The sequence below is a fragment of the Bradyrhizobium sp. WYCCWR15520 genome, from assembly GCF_056174665.1.
Map to the genome: position 1 here is coordinate 37,199 of NZ_JBWBWM010000040.1, position 18,655 is coordinate 55,853.

General features: G+C 64.0%; 17 protein-coding genes and 2 pseudogenes. 9 read left to right on the top strand and 10 right to left on the bottom strand.

The genetic code is table 11. The annotated features are described in order from the left end of the window. Nucleotides 1-12 precede the first annotated feature (12 nt). Both AC0QUY_RS33950 and folD read left to right on the top strand, forming a co-directional pair. Nucleotides 13-345, top strand: a complete 333-nt coding sequence (locus tag AC0QUY_RS33950) for a DUF167 domain-containing protein (RefSeq protein WP_475390357.1) — start codon at nucleotides 13-15, stop codon at nucleotides 343-345. 1 nt (nucleotide 346) lies between these two features. Next, nucleotides 347-1,231, top strand: coding sequence for a bifunctional methylenetetrahydrofolate dehydrogenase/methenyltetrahydrofolate cyclohydrolase FolD (gene folD / locus AC0QUY_RS33955; protein ID WP_475390358.1), 885 nt, complete (start codon nucleotides 347-349; stop codon nucleotides 1,229-1,231). A gap of 145 nt (nucleotides 1,232-1,376) precedes the next feature. Here folD and AC0QUY_RS33960 read toward each other — a convergent pair whose 3' ends face one another. The 3 genes from AC0QUY_RS33960 to AC0QUY_RS33970 all read right to left on the bottom strand — a co-directional run bounded on the left by AC0QUY_RS33960 (nucleotide 1,377) and on the right by AC0QUY_RS33970 (nucleotide 4,141). Then, the gene (locus tag AC0QUY_RS33960) at nucleotides 1,377-2,858 is read right to left on the bottom strand and encodes a M20 family peptidase (RefSeq protein ID WP_475390359.1); all 1,482 of its coding nucleotides are present in this window, start codon (nucleotides 2,856-2,858) and stop codon (nucleotides 1,377-1,379) included. Nucleotides 2,859-3,002: 144 nt separating this feature from the next. After that, entirely contained in the window at nucleotides 3,003-3,533 is a 531-nt protein-coding gene (gene ppa, locus AC0QUY_RS33965; protein ID WP_161850901.1) for an inorganic diphosphatase, read from the bottom strand. Between the two features lie 98 nt (nucleotides 3,534-3,631). After that, on the bottom strand, nucleotides 3,632-4,141 hold the full coding sequence (locus AC0QUY_RS33970; RefSeq protein ID WP_057834892.1) for a GNAT family N-acetyltransferase: 510 nt from the start codon (nucleotides 4,139-4,141) through the stop codon (nucleotides 3,632-3,634). Nucleotides 4,142-4,430: 289 nt separating this feature from the next. Between AC0QUY_RS33970 and AC0QUY_RS33975 the strand changes: the two are divergent. The 4 genes and pseudogenes from AC0QUY_RS33975 to AC0QUY_RS33990 all read left to right on the top strand — a co-directional run. Beyond that, nucleotides 4,431-5,327, top strand: a pseudogene (locus AC0QUY_RS33975) (alpha/beta hydrolase family protein); the annotation flags it as partial. Between the two features lie 7 nt (nucleotides 5,328-5,334). Next, nucleotides 5,335-5,502: pseudogene (locus AC0QUY_RS33980) on the top strand (DUF2269 family protein); the annotation flags it as partial. A 6-nt stretch (nucleotides 5,503-5,508) separates the two neighbouring features. Then, nucleotides 5,509-6,828 carry an SDR family oxidoreductase gene (locus AC0QUY_RS33985; protein ID WP_475390360.1) on the top strand — a complete coding sequence of 440 codons (1,320 nt, stop codon included), beginning with the start codon at nucleotides 5,509-5,511 and terminating at the stop codon, nucleotides 6,826-6,828. Next, a complete protein-coding gene (locus tag AC0QUY_RS33990) occupies nucleotides 6,825-7,232 on the top strand; it encodes a thiol-disulfide oxidoreductase DCC family protein (protein WP_475390361.1) in 408 nt (135 codons plus the stop codon). Before AC0QUY_RS33985 ends, AC0QUY_RS33990 begins: the two co-directional genes overlap by 4 nt. Nucleotides 7,233-7,337: 105 nt before the next feature. Here AC0QUY_RS33990 and AC0QUY_RS33995 read toward each other — a convergent pair whose 3' ends face one another. The 3 genes from AC0QUY_RS33995 to AC0QUY_RS34005 all read right to left on the bottom strand — a co-directional run bounded on the left by AC0QUY_RS33995 (nucleotide 7,338) and on the right by AC0QUY_RS34005 (nucleotide 11,575). Further along, nucleotides 7,338-8,594, bottom strand: coding sequence for a flavin monoamine oxidase family protein (locus AC0QUY_RS33995; RefSeq protein WP_475390362.1), 1,257 nt, complete (start codon nucleotides 8,592-8,594; stop codon nucleotides 7,338-7,340). Between the two features lie 151 nt (nucleotides 8,595-8,745). Next, nucleotides 8,746-10,572, bottom strand: a complete 1,827-nt coding sequence (gene typA / locus AC0QUY_RS34000) for a translational GTPase TypA (protein ID WP_475390363.1) — start codon at nucleotides 10,570-10,572, stop codon at nucleotides 8,746-8,748. 247 nt (nucleotides 10,573-10,819) lie between these two features. Further along, the gene (locus AC0QUY_RS34005) at nucleotides 10,820-11,575 is read right to left on the bottom strand and encodes a Crp/Fnr family transcriptional regulator (RefSeq protein WP_475390364.1); all 756 of its coding nucleotides are present in this window, start codon (nucleotides 11,573-11,575) and stop codon (nucleotides 10,820-10,822) included. A 190-nt stretch (nucleotides 11,576-11,765) separates the two neighbouring features. On the opposite strand from AC0QUY_RS34005, the gene AC0QUY_RS34010 reads away from it, so the two are divergent. After that, entirely contained in the window at nucleotides 11,766-12,146 is a 381-nt protein-coding gene (locus tag AC0QUY_RS34010) for a response regulator (RefSeq protein WP_475390365.1), read from the top strand. Nucleotides 12,147-12,159: 13 nt separating this feature from the next. Here AC0QUY_RS34010 and AC0QUY_RS34015 read toward each other — a convergent pair whose 3' ends face one another. Beyond that, nucleotides 12,160-13,719: an alkaline phosphatase D family protein gene (locus tag AC0QUY_RS34015; RefSeq protein ID WP_475390366.1), complete on the bottom strand. Its 1,560-nt coding sequence runs from the start codon at nucleotides 13,717-13,719 to the stop codon at nucleotides 12,160-12,162. 91 nt (nucleotides 13,720-13,810) lie between these two features. After that, complete coding sequence (locus AC0QUY_RS34020; protein ID WP_475390378.1) at nucleotides 13,811-15,205, bottom strand: TAXI family TRAP transporter solute-binding subunit; 1,395 nt, start codon at nucleotides 15,203-15,205, stop codon at nucleotides 13,811-13,813. Between the two features lie 231 nt (nucleotides 15,206-15,436). On the opposite strand from AC0QUY_RS34020, the gene AC0QUY_RS34025 reads away from it, so the two are divergent. Together AC0QUY_RS34025 and AC0QUY_RS34030 are read left to right on the top strand one after the other, a co-directional pair. Further along, nucleotides 15,437-15,745: a 4a-hydroxytetrahydrobiopterin dehydratase gene (locus AC0QUY_RS34025; protein WP_475390379.1), complete on the top strand. Its 309-nt coding sequence runs from the start codon at nucleotides 15,437-15,439 to the stop codon at nucleotides 15,743-15,745. A gap of 107 nt (nucleotides 15,746-15,852) precedes the next feature. Beyond that, nucleotides 15,853-16,239 carry a YkvA family protein gene (locus tag AC0QUY_RS34030; RefSeq protein ID WP_161856299.1) on the top strand — a complete coding sequence of 129 codons (387 nt, stop codon included), beginning with the start codon at nucleotides 15,853-15,855 and terminating at the stop codon, nucleotides 16,237-16,239. A gap of 21 nt (nucleotides 16,240-16,260) precedes the next feature. Here the strand turns inward: AC0QUY_RS34030 and AC0QUY_RS34035 are convergent, their stop codons facing one another. Together AC0QUY_RS34035 and AC0QUY_RS34040 are read right to left on the bottom strand one after the other, a co-directional pair. Next, a complete protein-coding gene (locus AC0QUY_RS34035; protein WP_161850889.1) occupies nucleotides 16,261-17,439 on the bottom strand; it encodes a TAXI family TRAP transporter solute-binding subunit in 1,179 nt (392 codons plus the stop codon). A 46-nt stretch (nucleotides 17,440-17,485) separates the two neighbouring features. After that, nucleotides 17,486-18,580, bottom strand: a complete 1,095-nt coding sequence (locus tag AC0QUY_RS34040) for an SEL1-like repeat protein (RefSeq protein ID WP_475390367.1) — start codon at nucleotides 18,578-18,580, stop codon at nucleotides 17,486-17,488. Nucleotides 18,581-18,655 lie beyond the last annotated feature (75 nt).

The window sequence follows — 18,655 nt, forward strand, 5'->3', positions numbered from 1 at the left end:
GATGGAGCCCTGATGGATCCCTGGCGATATTCCAGCGAGGGCATCAGCATCGCGCTGCGGGTGACCCCGCGCGGCGGCCGTGACGACATCGACGGCATCGAGACGCTTGCCAACGGGCGCAGCGTGGTCAAGGTGCGCGTCCGCGCCATTGCCGAGGGCGGGGAGGCCAACCGGGCGGTGACCGAATTGCTGGCGAAGACGCTCGGGGTGCCGAAGGCGAGAGTGAAGATTCTGTCAGGCGTCACCTCGCGCCTCAAGCAGGTTGCGGTAGAGGGTGATCCCAGGATTCTCGGCGAAACGCTCCGAAAGGCCGCCGCCGGCGAAATATCGAAGACGAAGGATTGAGATGACGGCACGCATTATCGACGGAAAGGTCATTGCCGCGGAGCTCCGCGCCCGCGTCGCGGAAGAGGTCGCGCGGGTCAAGCGCGAGCATCAACTGACGCCGGGCCTTGCGGTGGTCCTGGTCGGCAATGATCCCGCCAGCGAGGTCTATGTCCGCAGCAAGCACACGCAGACGCAGGCCGCCGGCATGGCCTCGTTCGAGCACAAGCTGCCGGCCGATGTCGCGCAGGCCGATCTGCTGGCGCTGATCGCAAAGCTCAACCGCGATCCCGCGGTGCACGGCATTCTCGTGCAATTGCCGCTGCCGAAATCGATCCATACCGAAACCGTCATCAACGCGATCGATCCGGCCAAGGATGTCGACGGCCTGCATCCCAACAATGCCGGCCGGCTGGCCGGTGGCTTTGCCGCGCTGTCGCCCTGCACGCCGCTCGGCTGCATCATTTTGACCAAAAGCGTGCATGCCTCGCTGGAAGGCATGAACGCGATCGTCATTGGCCGCTCCAATCTTGTCGGTCGCCCGCTGGTGCAATTGCTGCTGAATGAAAACGCGACGGTGACGATCGCGCACTCGCGCTCAAAGGACCTGCCGCAACTCTGCGCCCGCGCCGATCTGGTCTATGCCGCGGTCGGCCGGCCCGAAATGGTGCGCGCCGACTGGATCAAGCCGGGTGCCACCGTGATCGATGTCGGCATCAACCGCACGCCGCTAGCCGACGGCAAGACCCGGCTGGTCGGCGACGTCGCGTTCAAGGAAGTGGCCGAAGTCGCCGGCGCGATCACGCCGGTGCCCGGCGGCGTCGGGCAGATGACGGTGGCCTGCCTGCTGGTGAACACGCTGCGCGCGGGGTGCGCGATTAAAGGGCTGACGAAGCCTGGGGTGTGAGACTCTCCCTCTCCCCGCGAAGGGCGGGGAGAGGGTCGGGGTGAGGGGCTTTCTCCACGGACTCGCCTCGTCGTTCGGAATCGCGGATAGACCCCTCACCCCAACCCTCTCCCCGCGAAGGGCGGGGAGAGGGAGCACTAGCACCTCACCCCGCACTGTTCTCGATCAACCGCCGATAAAACCGGATCATGTCCGCATAGCCTTCGACGGGAAGGCGCTCATTCGTGCCGTGAAAGCGCTTCAAATCGTCCGAGTTTGCGCGCACCGGCGAGAAGCGGAAAATCTTGTCGGTAATTCCTGCGTAGTGGCGCGAGTCGGTGGCGGCGACCATCAGGCCGGGCGCGACGATCACGTCCGGATAGATTTCGCGGATGGTGCGGTTGAGCATCTGGAACGACGGGCTTGCGGTCGGCGTCACCGGCGGCGGGTCGGTGTTGCCGGGAAACGGCTTGATGGAAATCCGGTTATTGGCGATCGTGCTGCGGACATGCTCGGTCACGCTCCCTTGCGTGTCGCCGGGGATCAGGCGGAAGTTGACGGTGGCCTCGGCATGGCCGGGCAGCACGTTGTCCTTGTCGCCAGCGTGGAAGATCGTCAGCGCGGTGGTGGTGCGCACCGTCGCCTCGGTGGGCCCGCTCTTTTCGAATTCGCGCAGCAGCAGCGGCCTGAACAGCCAGAGGTTCGACAGCACCACGCGGTTGAAGCCGGACATCTCGGGCGCCAGCGTGTCGAACATTTCCGCGACCGTGCCGCGGATCTGCATCGGCAGGCGGTGGTCTTCGAGCCGCGCCAACGCCGCGCTCATCATGCCGATCGCGGTGTCGCGCGGCGGCATCGACGAGTGGCCGGGTGTCGCATGCGCGTTCAGCACCAGCGTGACATAGCCTTTTTCCGCAACACCGATCAGCGCCGCCGGCTTGTCGAGCCCCTTCATGATGCCTTCGGTGATCAAGAGGCCCTCGTCGATCACGAAGTCGAGGCGGACGCCGCGCGAGGCAAGTAGCGCTGCGATCGATTTGGCGCCGGCGGTGCCCGCGGTCTCTTCGTCATGGCCGAAGGCGAAATAGATTGTTCGCTTGGGGCGGAAGCCGGCCTTGGCCATGGCTTCGGCCGCTTCCAGCATGGAATAGAGGTTGCCCTTGTCGTCCCAGGAGCCGCGGCCCCAGATGAATCCATCAGCGATGACGCCGTCAAAGGGCGGCTGTTGCCAGTCCTTCTCGGTGCCCGGCGCCACCGGCACGACATCCTGATGGGCGAGGAATGCGACCGGCTGCGCCTTCGGGTCCGAGCCCTCCCACGTGTAGAGCAGGCTGTAATTGCCGACGATTTCGCGCTTCGCCGCGGCATGGAAGGCCGGAAAGCTCTTTTCGATATGCGCGTGCATGCCGCGCAGCGCGTCGGCGTGCTGGTCGGGCTTTTCGTAGCTCGAAATGGTGCGGAAGCGGATCGCTTCGGCCAAGCGCTCGGCCGCTGCCTGTGCATCGACTTCGGCGCGCGGCACGGCTGTTACCTGAAGCTGGCGCGAGCCGTGGGTGAGGGTGTTGAATGCGAGGACGCCGGCGAGAATCAAGACTGCCGCGATCGCGAGCAGCAGCATGTTGCGGATGATACGAAGCGACCGGCGCATGGTGTTGTTTCCTCGTCATTGCGAGCAAAGCGAAGCAATCCATAGCGCGGCAAGCGGTCAAATGGATTGCTTCGTCGCTAGCGCTCCCTTGCGCAAACGCTCCGCGTTTGTCGCAGGCAATGACGGTAACCTGCGAGCGCCGCCCTACTTCTTCTTCGCGCGCTCGATGCCTTCCAGGATCAGCCGGTGGGCGTCGTCGGCGCCGCACCAGCGCAGCACCTTCACCCACTTGCCCTTTTCGAGATCCTTGTAGTGCTCGAAGAAATGCTGGATCTGCTGCAGCGTGATGTCGGGGAGGTCGCTGTAGTTGCGAACCTTGTCGTAGCGCTGGGTCAGTTTCGACGACGGCACCGCGATGATCTTCTCGTCGCCGCCGGCCTCGTCCTCCATCAGCAACACGCCAACCGGCCGCACGCTCATCACCGCGCCCGGCGCGATCGCGCGGGTATTGGCAACCAGCACGTCGCAGGGGTCGCCGTCGCCCGACAGCGTATGCGGGATGAAGCCGTAATTGCCGGGATAGCGCATCGCCGTATAGAGGAAGCGATCGACCACCAGCGTGCCGGCTTCCTTGTCCATTTCATACTTGATCGGCTCGCCGCCAACCGGCACCTCGATGATGACGTTGACGTCGTGTGGCGGATTTACTCCGATCGGGATGGCGTCAATGCGCATTAGGAACTCCGCTTGGCGTTAAAAATGGCGCCTGGAATCAGGCGCGCGTCAGGGTCCCTTTAGACCCGCAGCGGAGCAGGGAAAAGCCTGAAATAGCTTCAGTTGGTCCAGGCGAAGGCGACTTTATCGAGCGATTTGGGCCCGAATTTCTCCGAGGAGCGGGCCACCATGCGGCCGCCGAGCGCGCGGTAAAATTCCGTCGCCGGATCGTTGTCCGACAGCGCCCAGATCACCATGCTCTTCAGCCCGCTCTGCATCAGATCACGCCGGGCGGCGGTGAACAGTCGGCGGCCGAAGCCGAGGCCCTGGAATTCCGGCCGCAGATAGAGCTCGTAAATCTCGCCTTCGAAATGCAGGCTGCGGGCGCGGTTGCGGCCGTAATTGGCGTAGCCCGCGACCTTGTCGCCGAACACCAGCACGCTGACGCGGCTGCCCTTGCGGATCGCGCTGTCCCACCATTGCGGGCCGCGGCGGTTAATGAGTTTTTCGAGCTCGGCGCCCGGAATGATGCCCTGATAGGCGGACCGCCAGGCTTCATCATGGGTAGCCGCCACCGCGGCTGCGTCCGCAGCCTTGGCCGGTCGAACCTCGATCAGGGTTGTGCTCATGAGCTAATCAAAGCAAGTCAGCGGGCCGGCTTCAAGGTCCATCGTTAATTATGGGTTAACCTGTGGATTTTGTGCATCAGTTTTGATGTTCGTATGTATCGAAAGAGGACAAGGGTGCTGTCCCAACCGGTATTCCCTGACGCAACGCAGGCGAAACGGTTGTCAGAATTATCCAGCCAGGCGCCTCCGCGACTTCCGTTCACGGAAAAATGCGCTGGATTTGATTCGGCGGCGGTATTCTGTTGGTGACGTCGCAATACGCCCTCCCTCGGCTGCATCAGGCCAGTTCATGCATCCGCTAAACCTGCTTTTTGCGCTGGTTTTTGTTGCCGCGCTCGGTGTGAAAGCCGCATCCGCGCAGCCCGGCCTTGGCGCACAAGGCACCCAAGGCGAGCCGTATCGCCGGCAGCAATGGCTGGTGCCTGCTCCCGATCCTGTCGCGGCTGCACATGCCGTGCTGTTCAGGCCATCAGGCGAGGGGCCGTTTCCGCTGGCCGTGATCGCGCACGCCTCCACCCAGAACGTGTTGCGGCGGGCGCAAATGCCGCAACCAGAATACCGTGCGCTCGCCGCATGGCTGGTAGCGCGTGGCTTTGCGGTGCTGGTCCCCGAACGTCCAGGGCATGGCGCGACGGCCGGAAAATATCTCGAGGATCAGGGCGGCTGCGACGAGGCCGATTATGCGCGCTCCGGCCGCGCCACCGCGGAGGCGATCAGCGCTGCGGCGGAGTTCATGCGCAGGCAAGCCTTCATCCGCCCCGAGGGCATGGTCGTGATCGGCCATTCGGCCGGCGCCTGGGGCGCGCTGGCGCTCACGCGCGAAGATCCGAAGAACATTGCCGCCATTATCGCGTTCGCGCCGGGGCGCGGCGGGCATGCCAGTGATCTTCCCAACCGGGTCTGCGCGCCGCATACGCTGACCGCGGCGGCGGGCGAGTTCGGCAGGGCTGCGCGCGTGAAAGTGACCTGGCTGGTGGCCGCCAATGACAGCTATTTCTCGCCTGCGCTGTCGCGCCAACTGGCCGATGCGTTTCGTGGCGCCGGCGGCAAGGCCGACTTTCACGTGCTGGCGGCCCACGGCAGCGAGGGCCACTGGCTTGTGGAGAGCGAGGGCGGCGTCAAGCTCGCCGCAGGCGAACTCGATCGCGCCTTGAAGGCGCGGTCGCCGACTGCGGCGAACAAGCCGCGACGCTGTCTTCATGCAGACCGAAATGCGCGATCTCGCGCGCAAGGCGGCGGAGCAAAACCTGGAGTTGCCGCCGCGCTATTTCGCACTTTTCCACCGCTGGTTTTGGTTCGAGATTCCCGGATTTGGCTCTGTCATGGCTATTCTGTGGCTGATGATCGCCAAACCGCTCTAGACAAGCATGAACGCCGACATCCGAAAAATCCTGGTGCTCGGCGCCTCCGGCCTGATCGGCCGCTTCGTCACCGACGATCTGCGTGGGCGGGGATTTCGCGTCGTCGGCGTCGCCCGCAAACTGTCCGCTTCGCAAAAGAACGACGCACTCGATCTCGAACTGCCGATCATGTCGATGGATGCCGCCGCGCTGACGCGGGTGCTGCGCAACCATGACATCGGTGTCGTCGTCAATTGCCTCGGCGTGCTGCAGGACGGCCCCGGCAGCGACACGGCCGCGGTGCATCGCGAATTCGTGGCACGGCTGCTGCAGGCGATCCGCGAATGCCGCCACGCGATCCGCTTGGTGCATATCTCGATTCCCGGCACCGCCAGCACCGATCCCACCGCCTTCAGCACCACCAAGCGCGAGGGCGAACGGTTGATCGCCGAATCCGGCATCCCGTACGCGATCCTGCGGCCGGGCTTCGTGGTGGCGCTGGCGGCCTATGGCGGCAGTGCCATGTTGCGCTCGCTCGCGGCGCTCCCGATCGATCTTCCGCCCGCCGAACGGCTCACGCCGTTTCAGCCGGTCGCCATGGAGGACATCGCTGCGACGGTTGCCTGGCTGGCCGAGCGCGATCCCGGCGAGGCGAACGCCGTGACATGGGACCTGATGCAGGAGCATCCGGTCACGCTCGGCGACGTGATCGATCAATTCCGCCAGGTGTTCGGCACCATCAGATGGCGGCGCATGGCGATGCCGGCGTTCCTGCTCGACCTCGGCGCCAGGCTCGGCGATCTCTCGAGCCTGCTCGGCTGGGTGCCGCCGATGCGCACCACGGCGATCGCGGAGCTGCGCCGCGGCGTCAGCGGCAGCCCCGCGGACTGGATCACCGCCACCGGCATCATACCGAAGACGATCGCGCAGATGGCGGGCAGGCGCGTGGCGACCATTCAGGACAAGTGGTTTGCCCGGCTGTTCCCGATCAAGGCGTTGATGATCGCAAGCCTCGTGCTGTTCTGGGTCGTCTCGGGCTTCATTGCGCTGGTGATTTCCTACGAAGCGGCCGCCGGAATCCTGCGCAGCCACGGCTTTCCGCCATGGCTTGTCGACCCCATCACCGTCGGGACCAGCCTGATGGACATGAGCATCGGCGTTCTGATCGCATTCCGCCGCACCGCGGCGTTTGGTCTGATTGCGGGTATAATTGCATCGCTCGGCTATATGATCGGCGCCGCAATCCTGACGCCGGACCTCTGGATCGAGCCGCTCGGCGCGCTGGTAAAGACCGGGCCTGCGATCGTGCTGATGCTGGTGGCGCTGGTGACGCTGGATAACCGATGACGAAATGGCCTGACGATGACGTGATTCTCTACGACGGCGTCTGCGTCTTCTGCTCGCGCTGGGTCCGCTTCGTCGCGACACGGGACGTCGAGCGCAGGTTTCGCTTTACGGCGATCCAGTCGGCGTATGGCACAAGGCTGGCGCAGGCGTTTGGAATTGACCCCAGTGATCCAGACACCAACGCGGTGGTGCATGGAGGAGTCGCGTATTTCAAATCGGATGCGGCGCTAACGGTGCTCGGCGCGCTGCCCGGATGGCGATGGACGCACGTGCTGTTTACGGTGCCGAAACCGTTGCGTGATGCGGTGTACAGTCTGGTCGCGAAGAATCGCTATCGGATTTTCGGGAAGTATGAGGAGTGCTTCGTGCCTGACGCGGATACGCGGGCGAGGGTGATGGAGTAAGTCGCCTAACCGTCATTGCGAGCGCAGCGAAGCAATCCATGTCACAGCAAGCTCGGAAATGGATTGCTTCGTCGCTTCGCTCCTCGCAATGACGGTGCTGGGCCATCAACGCTTGATCTGCGTAGCCAACACTTCTTGCGCCGCCCTCTCGCCGCTGTCCCGTGCCCCATGTGCAGTCGTAAAAAACTCCGGCGAGGTTGCCTCACCCGCAAAGAACAGCCGGCCATCGACCGGCGCCGCCAGCACCGCGCGGTCGCCGGCATGTCCCGGCAGCGCGTGCGAATAGGAGCCGCGGGCGAAGGGATCGTGGGCCCAGCGCGATTCCGCGAGCGGCTTCAGCTTGCGGCGGAAATCGTTGCCGAGGAACGAGACGATCTCGTCGATGCTTGCTGCCGCAATCGCGCCATCGCCGGCATCTTCCAGCGATTGCGCGTAACGGCCGCCGAAAAAGCCTTCGATGCAGGGCTGGCCGAACGGGCGGATGTGATAGGTGCCCATCGCAGTGCGCATGGTGGCGCCGCGCAGATTGCCCTCTATCGGCAGCGCCTCCGGCTCATCCAGCGCCAGCGTCACCTTGTCGGCGAGACCGAGCGGCAGGCCGCGCGCGGCATCGACCTTGGCGGGCAAAGGCGGATGAAAGCGGATCGCCTCGTCGGCGATCAGATTGGTTGGGACGGTGACGATCACCTTGTCCGCAATCAGCGTGCCCTGCGAAGTCTCGATGCGGACACGCTTTCCCGAGTGATCGATCAGCGTCACCACGCAATTGAGCGCGAGCTGACATGTTGCGCCATAGGCAGCAACGAGAGCGCCGTAGCCGCGGCGGACACGCCAGTTGATATCGGTATCCTCATAGGCGTCCATGTCGAGAATGGAAACCTGATCGAGCTCGCAGCCGTTCACATAGGTCGAGATCGCGTCGATCATCGGATTCCAGCGATTGCCGGGTTCCAGATAAAGGCTGGCGACGGCGTCGCGGCCGGTCTTCTCTGCTTCCGCAGCCGCTTGCTCTGCGCGGTCATAGAACGCGTTCAGCGCGCGCATGAAATCGTTGCGGTCTTCCTGCGGAAACGCCTTGCCATGGGCGCGCTCGCGCCAGGGCGGCAGTGATCTGTTGATTTCGAAGCCGAGCTGTTCGGCGATGTTGACGAAAGAGTTCTCATCCGCCGAATGCAGCCAGCCGCAGCCGACGTCGAAGGTGACGTCGGGCGAGGCCATGATGGTGTGGGCGCGGCCGCCGACGCGGTCGCGCGCTTCCAGCACGAGGACGGAGAGGCCGGAACTTTTCAGCGCATTCGCGGCGCCGAGCCCGGCGGCGCCGGCGCCGATGATGGCGACATCGACTGAGGAGGGGAGGGACATTACGCCGTCTGCTTCATCGTTGTGCCCGGGCTAAAGCGTGTAGCGCGTCTTCGCGCTAGATGTCCCGGGCATCCACGTTCTTGTGTAGCAGTATCGAAGACGTAGATGGCCGGGACAAGCCCGGCCATGACGGTTTGTTCGGCGGACAGCGTTACGCCACCGCTTCCTTGGCCTTTTCCGCGCGCTTGCGGTCGTTGGCGTCCAAGAACTTCTTGCGCAGGCGGATCGACTTCGGGGTCACTTCGACCAGCTCGTCGTCCTCGATATAGGCCAGCGCCTTTTCCAAGGTCATCCGGATCGGCGGCGTCAGGCGCACCGCTTCGTCCTTCGAGGTGGTGCGGATGTTGGTGAGCTGCTTGCCCTTGAGCACGTTGATCTCGAGATCGTTGTCGCGGGTGTGCTCGCCGACGATCATGCCCTTGTAGACCTTCCAGCCCGGCTCGATCATCATCGGGCCGCGGTCTTCCAGCTTGAACATGGCGTAGGCTACCGCTTCGCCCTGGTCGTTGGAGATCAGGACGCCGTTGCGGCGGCCCTGGATGTCGCCCTTGTAGTTGGCGTAGCCGTGGAACAGGCGGTTCATGATCGCGGTGCCGCGGGTGTCCGTGAGCAATTCGCCCTGATAGCCGATCAGGCCGCGGGTCGGCGCGTAGAACACCAGCCGCAGGCGGTTGCCGCCGGAGGGGCGCATCTCGATCATCTCGGCCTTGCGCTCGCTCATCTTCTGCACGACGACGCCGGAATGCTCCTCGTCGACGTCGATCACGACTTCCTCGATCGGCTCCTGCCACTGGCCGGTGGCTTCGTCCTTCTGCAGCACGACGCGCGGCCGCGACACCGACAGCTCAAAGCCCTCGCGGCGCATCGTCTCGATCAGGATTGCGAGCTGCAATTCGCCGCGGCCCGACACTTCCATGGAATCCTTGTCGGCGGCTTCCACCACGCGGAGCGCGACATTGCCTTCGGCCTCGCGCAGCAGGCGGTCGCGGATCATGCGGCTCGTCACCTTGTCGCCCTCGGTGCCGGCGAGCGGCGAGTTGTTGACGATGAACGACATCGACACGGTCGGCGGATCGATCGGCTGCGCCACCAGCGGGGTTTCGACCGTGGGATCGCAGAAGGTGTCGGCGACGGTGCCCTTGGTGAGGCCGGCGATGGCGACGATGTCGCCGGCTTCGGCTTCATCCAGCGGGGTACGCTCGATGCCGCGGAAGGCGAGAATCTTGGTGATACGTCCCTGCTCGATGGTCTTGCCGTCGGCGCCCAGCACCTTCACCTGCTGGTTCGGCTTGATCGCGCCCGAGGTGATGCGGCCGGTGATGATGCGGCCGAGATAGGGGTTGGCTTCGAGAATGGTGCCGATCATCCGGAACGGACCTTCTTCGACGCTCGGCGGCGCGACGTGGCGCACGATCAGGTCGAACAGCGGCTGCATGCCGGCATCGTGGGAGCCGTCCGGGCTGTCGGCCATCCAGCCCTGCTTGGCCGACCCGTAGAGAATCGGGAAATCGAGCTGCTCCTCGCTGGCGTCGAGCGCGGCGAACAGGTCGAACACTTCGTTGATGACTTCGGTCGGGCGCGCGTCGGGGCGGTCGACCTTGTTGATGACGACGATCGGCTTCAGCCCGACCTTGAGCGCCTTGGAGACCACGAACTTGGTCTGCGGCAGCGGGCCTTCGGCGGCGTCCACCAGCACCAGCGCGCCATCGACCATGTTCAGGATGCGCTCGACCTCGCCGCCGAAATCGGCGTGGCCGGGGGTGTCGACGATGTTGATGCGGGTGTCCTTCCACTGCACGGAAGCCGCCTTGGCCAGAATGGTGATGCCGCGCTCGCGCTCCAGATCGTTGGAGTCCATCGCGCGCTCGGTCACCTTCTGGTTCTCGCGATAGGTGCCGGATTGCTGCAGCAGGCGGTCGACGAGGGTGGTCTTGCCGTGGTCGACGTGGGCGATGATGGCGACGTTACGAAGGTTCATGGCTCTTCTTCTGGTCGTGCAAATGGTGGAAGCGCGATCTCACCGGAAAACCGGGACCCACTTTTCCGGATCGCGCTCGAAACCTGGGATGCGAACGGGGCCCTGGCCTCAAACCCGGCCCCAAAAAGGAAGCCCGGCCAAAAGGACCGGGCACACCTTACGCGTTGCGGCGCAATATATTCAGAAAACGCCAAAAAACAATGGTTTGTTTGGCAATTGGTTAGCCGATTTTGGCCGGGCACGGGCCCTAAATGTCCTGCCTGGGGTCGGGGTAGACCCCCCGCAAAACCTCGTCAAAATGGCCTTTCACGGCCTCATTGCAGCGGCAGGACCGGTTCCGCAACGCATCCGGGTTGCGGATGACGATCGAACCGCGCCGGGTCTCCAGCGTGCCTTCCGCCTTGAAGGTCTGGATCACCCGGCTGGTGTAAGAGCGGCCGACGCCAAGCAAGGTCGCCAGTTGCTCGTGCGTCAGCGGCACGGCGTCCTCGCCATCGGTGCGTTCCATCGCCGAAATGATCCATTTCGCCGTGCGCTGCTCGATCGAATGAATCGCATTGCAGGCGGTGGACTGGAAGATTTGCGCCAGCATGCAATCCGCATAGCGCGCGAAGATATTGCTCAGCGTGCGCGATTTCGTTTTTGCCGCATCGAGCTTTCCAACCGGAAGCCGCACGAACGGTCCGGCGAACTTGACCGTGATGCGGGTATAGGCCGGCAGATGGCCCTGGCTGACGATGCCGCCGACCGCGCCCTCGCGGCCGATCAGGATGGTTTCGACGTCGCGGCCATCCTCGCTGGCAACCATGTAGGAGACGAGGCTGGGGCCGCACGGGAAATGCACTGTCTCGACATTGTCGCCGGGACTGTAGAGCAGGTCGTTCGGATTGGCGTCGGCCGCGACGAGATGCGGTTCGATCAACGCAAAATCGGCGTCGTTCAAACGGCGCAGCAGGTTGTTGAACGGCCGCTCACCGGCCGTCCCGGTTCGTCGCGTAAGCATGAAAATTCCTCGTTTCTCCACAGGACAATAATCGGTTTGGCACCGTCCATGTGTGCACAAGTGGACAGACGCTAGAACGGACATGTGGTGGTTTCAGTTCCGGAACCGGCAGACGCGCTTTGCAGGCGTCAGTCGCCAGCCCGGGGCTTCGGCCCGGTCCCCCCCGATTGAACCCTGAACTGACGAGAACATGGACCGCGCCCCCCATAACGGCATGCCCGGCGACGTGCTGGTCGTCGAAGATGATCCGATCATCGCGCTCGATTTCGAAGACACGATTCTGGGGTTCGGCGTGAAGACGGTGCGGATCGCCGCGAACGTGGCCAAGGCGCTTGAACTGATCGCGCATCGGCCACCGGATTTTGCGCTGCTCGATGTCAGCCTGATCCGCGAGAAGAGCTTTGCGGTGGCCGAACGGCTCGAAGCACTGAAAATTCCGTTTGCCTTCGTCACCGGCTATGGCGCCGACGCTGGGCTGCCGGAAGCATTCGCGACCAAGCCGCGGCTGCCCAAGCCCTGCTCGACGGATGCGCTGCAGACGATGCTGAGGTACCGCGGCGCGAAGTCTTGACGGATCGCGGCCGCTAGACCGGCTTGGGATCGAGCGTCGTCGACCACAGCACAACATCGGCGCGGTCGCGCAGCGTCACCGTCATCTGCCCGCTGCGGCCGTCGATCCTGACATGGCCGAAGAACTGCATGCCGGCGGACGGCGGCAGGTTTTGATTGCCGGGCCCCGGTGCCTTGATGAACTTCACTTCGGGGCCGAAGGTATTGTCGAGGTCGTTCGGGCCGAACGTGCCGGCGTGCAGGGGGCCGGCGACGAATTCCCAGAACGGGTCGAACTCTTGAAACTGCGCCTTGTCGGGATTGTAGTAGTGCGCGGCGGCGTAGTGCACGTCCGCGGTCAGCCACGCGGTGTTGGCCACGCCCGACGTCTTGATGAACCGCAGGAGGTCGGCAATCTCCAGCTCACGGCCGCGGGGCGGGCCGTCGCCTTGCGCAACGGCCTCCGAGCCTTTCTTGTTGGCCGCATCGTCATAGACGATGATGCTGAGCGGCATGTCGGATGCGATCACCTTCCAGGTGGCGCGCGAATTCAACAGTCCCCGTTTCAGCCAGGCGAGCTGCTCGGGCCCGAGGAAATAGCTTTCGGGACCGTAATCGGTCTCCTGGTTCGGACCATTCGGACCGCGATAGCTCCGCTCATCCAGCATGAAGACGTCGAGATGCGGTCCGTAATTGAGCGTGCGGTAGACCCGTCCCGGCTCCGTGATGCTTTCGCGGATCGGATACATTTCGTGGAAGGCGCGCGCTGCGCGGGCGGCGAGCAGCGCGATGTTGCGCTCCTTGTAGGCGGCAGGCAGTTCCTTGGAGGACGACCAGTTGTTGACCACTTCGTGATCGTCCCACTGCACGAACACGGGCACCTCGGCGTTGAACGCGCGCAGATGCTCATCCATGAAATTGTACCTGTGCGCGGCGCGGAATTCGTCGAGCGTTTCGGCGACTTTCGACTTCTCGGGCGTCGTCACGTTCTTCCAGACCTTGCCGTCGGCAAGCGTCACCTCGCTCTTGAGCGGTCCGTCGGCATAGATGGTGTCGCCGGAGTGCAGCAGGAAATCCGGGCGGTGCTTGCGCATGGTGGCGAAGGTGAACATGCCGCCGTCATCCGGGTTGATGCCCCAGCCCTGCCCGGCGACGTCGCCGCCCCAGACGAAACTGACGTCGCGACGATCGGCCGGCGCGGTGCGGAAGCGCCCGACTACCGGCTCGCTTTCGACGCCGATATGCGCGAGATCGCGAAACCGGACACGGTAGAAAACCTCCTGCCCGGCAGGCAGATTCTCCAGCAGCATCTTTGCGGTGAAGTCGCTTTCGGGCAGTGCTGCGATCGGCGGCAGCGTCCGCGCATTGGTAAAGGAATCCGAGGTGGCGACCTCGACCAGCATTTGCGAGGGACGGTCGGCGCGCGCCCATACTACGCCGCCGTCGCTGCCGACATCGCCGGACTGCACACCGGAGGTTACGACCGGCCGGTCGGCGGCGCGGCTGAGATAAGGCATCGCAAGTGCGACAGCGCCTACGCCCGTCGTGGCGAGGAAGCGTCGACGGGAAATTCTGCTTGAAATCCTGAACGTCATACAAGCCCCCGCTATTCCGCGGCCAGAATGCGCGGAAAGTGCCGACAGGGCTAGAAGGAATTGATGACGGCTCGATTACCGGATTGGCAGATCAGGCGCTGCTGGCCGCGCGGAATTGCGCGCTCGCCCGCTGCAGGTTTTGCGGCATGCTCATCAACAGCGTCTTGCGGTCGGCCACCGCGTTGTGGAACTGCTCGATCGCGATGTTGAACGCGGTCAAGGTACCTTCCTCGATCGTGCCGTGCTCATAGCATTGCAGCGTATCGCGCAGAATGGCGTCCGCTTCCGCCTGCATCTGGTCGAGCTCCTCCATCGAATCGCATTGGCGGGCGGCGGTGAGCATGTCGAGCAGCCGGTCGCGCTGCGGCGTGTTGACGTTGCGCTCGTCCTTCTTGAGATATCCGGCGAACCAGGCGCCGGCGGAGCCCATCGCCGACAGCGCCATCAGGCTCCACCAGATGTAGTCGCTGTAGCGGTCGAGGAAGGTTTTTTCCTCGCCGTCGACAAACGCGGCGGCGCCGGGATGCACGGGGATCGTGGCGTCCTTGTCGGTGTCGGGCGTCTCGATCTTGGCGGCGAGCGGGAATTCGTTCTTCAGGTTCTGGCGGATCGCAAACAACTGCCGCGTAAAGATCGCGATGGTCGATTCCGAAATGCCTCGGCGCGCCACGATGTGATGCGCAAAACTGATGGTCTTGACCTCTTCCTCGGGCCGGCCCGGCGCGCTGCCAAAAGCTCCGGCCGGGATGTCGGCGGCCTCGTAGGCGGGAAAGTTCTGCGCAATCGCCTCGGCGGAATCGATCGCGAGGAATTTCGGCGTACCGCCGTCGCGCACCGATGCGGCGATCGCGTCCGCCGTGATCTTGCTGTTGACCGGGCCGGCGGCGAGATAGGCATCGGCCTTCTGGTTACGAATGGCCTCCGCTGCCTCGTTGGCGGGGAACTGGACGATCTCGACGTTGGCCGGATCCACGCCGTATTGCCGCAGGATCACCTTGAGCAGATTGACATTGGCCTGGGTGCGGCCGACGACGGCGATGCGGCGTCCGGCGAGCTGGCCGATTTTGGTGATGCCGGCTGCAGCCTTCTTGCCCTTGCTCTTGCCGGCCGACGCGACCCACAGCACCACGACGTTCTTGCGCAGCGTCGCCACCGCCTGCGCGTTCTTCGGTATTTCGAGATCGCCCCTGATGATCGCGAGATCCGCTTTGCCCTCTCCGAGCAGGTTGGCGCTGGCAAGCGCGCCGTCGGTCTGTACCGGGCGCAGCCGGACCAGCGTGTTGCGCTGGTTGTTGAAGGCCTGCGCCAGGTTCTGAACCACCTTGAGGTCGTCGCTGGCGGCAGGACCGACGGCGATCCGAAGCGTCACCGGCCGCATGGCAAAGTAGTAGCCGGCCGCCAGCGCGCCGACGATGGCCAGTACGCCGGCCAGCGTGACGAATGTCAGCCGTCGTTTCGCGGAGCGGGGCGAGGGCGGGGCCGGCATTGCCTCGGAATGGGGGCTGTCGGTCATCAATCCCTGGGTAATCGTTCGAGGTACAATTTTATGCCGTCGGCACGGTTACTCAGACATCCTAGCAAACTTCCGCGCCTAACCATTGTTACATCTGCGTCATGGTTATCGGCCGTCCCCAAGCCGGCATTGGTCCATTTCGGGGCAGGGGATCCCCGATGTGGCCTTCGGTGTTAGGGTGGAGGCTATCTGAAACGGGAGGCGATCATGGCGGAACGACTGTCGGCGGAGGCGCGCAAATCAGCCCTGGCGGAACTCTCCGGCTGGTCCGAGACATCAGGACGCGAGGCGATCCAGCGGACCTTCACCTTCAGGGACTTCAACGAAGCTTTCGGATTCATGTCCCGCGCGGCCCTGGTGGCCGAGAAGAACGACCATCATCCGGAATGGAAGAACGTCTACAAGACGGTGGAAGTCGTGCTCGCGACCCATGACGCCGGCGGCGTGACCCGGCTCGACATCGATCTGGCGAAGGCCATGAACGCGATCGCGCGGCAATTGGGCGTCACCTGAGCTGGACGGCCCGCGATCTTGCGGGGCGGCGCGGACATCCCCAATTCTTCGTTATGTTCGGTAGCGGCGGCGATCTGCCGCGCCGGACCCTTGAGGGGAGCGCCGCGATGGCATCGTCCGATCACAGCATGGGTTTCGAACCCGCCGACCGGCTGGCGCGGGATCAGGAGAGCGTGCGCCGGCGCTTCTGGATCAAGTTCAAGCAGGTGGTGGCGCAGCTTCCCTTCGCCGAAGACCTGCTCGCGGCCTATTACTGTGCGTTCGATAAAGAGACGCCGCGTCATGTGCAGGCGGCGCTGCTCGGCGCCGTCGCCTATTTCATTGTGCCGTTCGATTTCATGCCGGACGTGCTGCCATTACTGGGCTTTACCGACGATGCCGCCATTCTCGCCACCGCCATCCGCATGGTCGCGAGCCACATCACACAGGAGCACCGCGATGCCGCCCGCGCGGCGCTCAAGCGCGGGATCGACACCGCCGATGTGACGGAATAGGCGGCAGTTGGCTAGCCGTAGCTAGCGCTGTGCCGGTGAGGGGGCCTGCGCTCGCGCGCTTCGCTCGGCTTCCCAGGCCTGGAACTGCCTGAACAGGGCTTCCTTGTCCGCGTCCGACTTTACGCCTGCTGCGGTGGTCGGGCTCTGTTTCAGGAATTCATCGAACCTGGCGCGCGACACGGCCTCGATATTGCGGGTCTTGAGCCATTGCTCGGCAACCGGAAGGCGCTGCCAATCCGGCAACGGCGCCGCCAGCGACACTTCCTTCCACTTCGGATGGAATGGCGGGTTCTGGAACGTCGGGAACTTGGTGAAGAAGGCGTCCACGAACTGGGCCAGCTTGCGGTAACGCTCGGTGTTGGGCGCCCAATTGTAGGCCGCGAGCACCGCAGGCACGGCAATGGTATCGACCTTCGCCCCTTCCGCGATCAGGTTGGGATAATCCTTCGAAGTCAGCACCGCGGGCAGATAGTCGGTTTGCAGCGGCCGCGTATAGTCGACCGGTACGAGGTGGAAGCGGTTGTCGTTGAAGTTGCTGACGGACTTGTACGGCTTGCCGCCGACGGCAATTACCGCGTCGATCTCGCCCGCCCGCATCTTCTCCATCGCGATGCGCTGCTCGAGGTAGAGGAAGTTCGGCTTGATGCCGAGCCGCTCGAACACGACCGCCGCGGTCACGAAGGTGCCGCCGTTGGGAAGATCGACGCTGACCTTCTTGCCGTTGAGCTGGCTGATGCTCGTTATCGACTTCGACGCGAGGACGTACATCTCTTCATTGTAGAGCTTGGTCACATAGGTGAACTGCTTCTTGATGTCCTTCGCAAAGCCCTTCTTCTCGAGATAGTCGAGCGTGTCGGCGCGCACGATGCCGAGGTCGACACCCTGCAGGAACAGAATGTCGGCCACGCTCTGCACAGAACCGCGCCCGACGATGGGGAGTACGCGCAACTTGTTTCCATCGTCGAGCACGGAAGCGAGATCGGCGCCGAATTGCACATAGGTGCCGCCGATCGTTCCCGAGATCAGTGTAACTGTATTGGCGTTCAGGGCCTGCTTGGTGGCCACCGAACCGAACTGGAATATGGCCTTCAGACTTTCGCTTACCTTGGCCGGGTCGTACTCCGTGTCAGCGGCCTTGGCCGCCGTATTGCTGCATGCCACCGTCATGGCAAGCAATGCCATTCCCAGTAAGTGTCGCATGGGTTCCTCTATGCGCTGGTCGTGAGTAATTTTCTTGAGTAATTGCCTACTGCAACTGGCCGAGCCGCCGCTTCGCATCTGCCGACCCGAGCTGGGCGGCCTTCTGGTACCAGAGCCGGGCCGCTGCCGGATCGGGCGTGACGCTCCGCAAATCCTGGCTGCCCAGCACTTGCGGATCATACGTTCCGGCCAGCATCAATGCCGCCTCGGGCTCCTGCGCGTCCGCCGCGCGCTCAAGCAATAGTCGGGCGGAAGTAATATCGCCGATCGAAAGCAGGCCCTTCGCCCGCTTCAGTAGCGCCGCGAGTTCGTCTGGATCGATGCGTCGTGCCGGAGGCGCCGCCTGCGTGACGGGGGCCGGCTCACGAACCGCCGGCGCGACCGCAGCAACAGCCGGCGTCACCGGATTGATCGCAGCAACCACTTCGCGGGAGGCTTCGCGCGCCACCGGCTCGGGCACCGCGACCTTGCCCTTGAGCGCGCTCTGATAGGCGGCGGCAATTTCGTCGCGCGTCGGCGAGGCCGATGCCATTGCGTTGGCAGGCGTGCGGCGAGCGGCTGCCATCTCCGCGCCGGCTGGTTCTGCGGCCAGCGGCGGCGCGGCAACACGCTGCGGCTGCGGTGCCGGCTCCGGTACCGCTGCGGCGAGCTGGGCGGGCGGCGGCGCACTGCCACCACCGCCGCCACCGAGCGAGGCGTTGAAGATAACGGCACGCGTCGAGTCGATGGAGAACAGCGCCAGAACCGCCGCGATCGCCGACACCACTGCGACGCCGGTCACGATGCGCCCGGCGCGGGCCTTCTTCAGCCCGCCGCTGCCGAACCTTCCGCTGCCGAACGAATATTCGGAAAGCTGCTGATGCGACTCCTCCTCGTAGTTGGAGAGGAAAAGCGGCACTGCCTCGTGTGGCGGCAGATCTTCCGGCAGTACATCTGTCCGATCAAACGCCGGCGCAAAAGGCTGCGCATATTGCGGCTGGTCGTATTGCGACTGCTCGTATTGAGGCTCGTCGTATCGGGGTTCGTAGCGGAGCTGTTCGTATCGAGGTTGATCGGCCTCATACAGCCTGGGATCGCTGATGGCTTCGTCAAACCTGTCGAACGGATCTCTCGCCTGAACAGGCCTGGTATTCTCCGCCATGGTGATGCTCCCCACTACCGAACGCAACTAACGGGCGTCCCCTGCACTTGCTTCTTGCTCTTGTTGACGTACAGG

Excerpts from the sequence above, each read along its gene's own strand:
- AC0QUY_RS33950 (WP_475390357.1), top strand. The coding sequence starts at position 13 with ATGGATCCCTGGCGATATTCCAGCGAGGGCATCAGCATCGCGCTGCGG.
- folD (WP_475390358.1), top strand. The coding sequence starts at position 347 with ATGACGGCACGCATTATCGACGGAAAGGTCATTGCCGCGGAGCTCCGC.
- AC0QUY_RS33960 (WP_475390359.1), bottom strand. The coding sequence starts at position 2,858 with ATGCGCCGGTCGCTTCGTATCATCCGCAACATGCTGCTGCTCGCGATC.
- ppa (WP_161850901.1), bottom strand. The coding sequence starts at position 3,533 with ATGCGCATTGACGCCATCCCGATCGGAGTAAATCCGCCACACGACGTC.
- AC0QUY_RS33970 (WP_057834892.1), bottom strand. The coding sequence starts at position 4,141 with ATGAGCACAACCCTGATCGAGGTTCGACCGGCCAAGGCTGCGGACGCA.
- AC0QUY_RS33985 (WP_475390360.1), top strand. The coding sequence starts at position 5,509 with ATGAACGCCGACATCCGAAAAATCCTGGTGCTCGGCGCCTCCGGCCTG.
- AC0QUY_RS33990 (WP_475390361.1), top strand. The coding sequence starts at position 6,825 with ATGACGAAATGGCCTGACGATGACGTGATTCTCTACGACGGCGTCTGC.
- AC0QUY_RS33995 (WP_475390362.1), bottom strand. The coding sequence starts at position 8,594 with ATGTCCCTCCCCTCCTCAGTCGATGTCGCCATCATCGGCGCCGGCGCC.
- typA (WP_475390363.1), bottom strand. The coding sequence starts at position 10,572 with ATGAACCTTCGTAACGTCGCCATCATCGCCCACGTCGACCACGGCAAG.
- AC0QUY_RS34005 (WP_475390364.1), bottom strand. The coding sequence starts at position 11,575 with ATGCTTACGCGACGAACCGGGACGGCCGGTGAGCGGCCGTTCAACAAC.
- AC0QUY_RS34010 (WP_475390365.1), top strand. The coding sequence starts at position 11,766 with ATGGACCGCGCCCCCCATAACGGCATGCCCGGCGACGTGCTGGTCGTC.
- AC0QUY_RS34015 (WP_475390366.1), bottom strand. The coding sequence starts at position 13,719 with ATGACGTTCAGGATTTCAAGCAGAATTTCCCGTCGACGCTTCCTCGCC.
- AC0QUY_RS34020 (WP_475390378.1), bottom strand. The coding sequence starts at position 15,205 with ATGCCGGCCCCGCCCTCGCCCCGCTCCGCGAAACGACGGCTGACATTC.
- AC0QUY_RS34030 (WP_161856299.1), top strand. The coding sequence starts at position 15,853 with ATGGCATCGTCCGATCACAGCATGGGTTTCGAACCCGCCGACCGGCTG.
- AC0QUY_RS34035 (WP_161850889.1), bottom strand. The coding sequence starts at position 17,439 with ATGCGACACTTACTGGGAATGGCATTGCTTGCCATGACGGTGGCATGC.
- AC0QUY_RS34040 (WP_475390367.1), bottom strand. The coding sequence starts at position 18,580 with ATGGCGGAGAATACCAGGCCTGTTCAGGCGAGAGATCCGTTCGACAGG.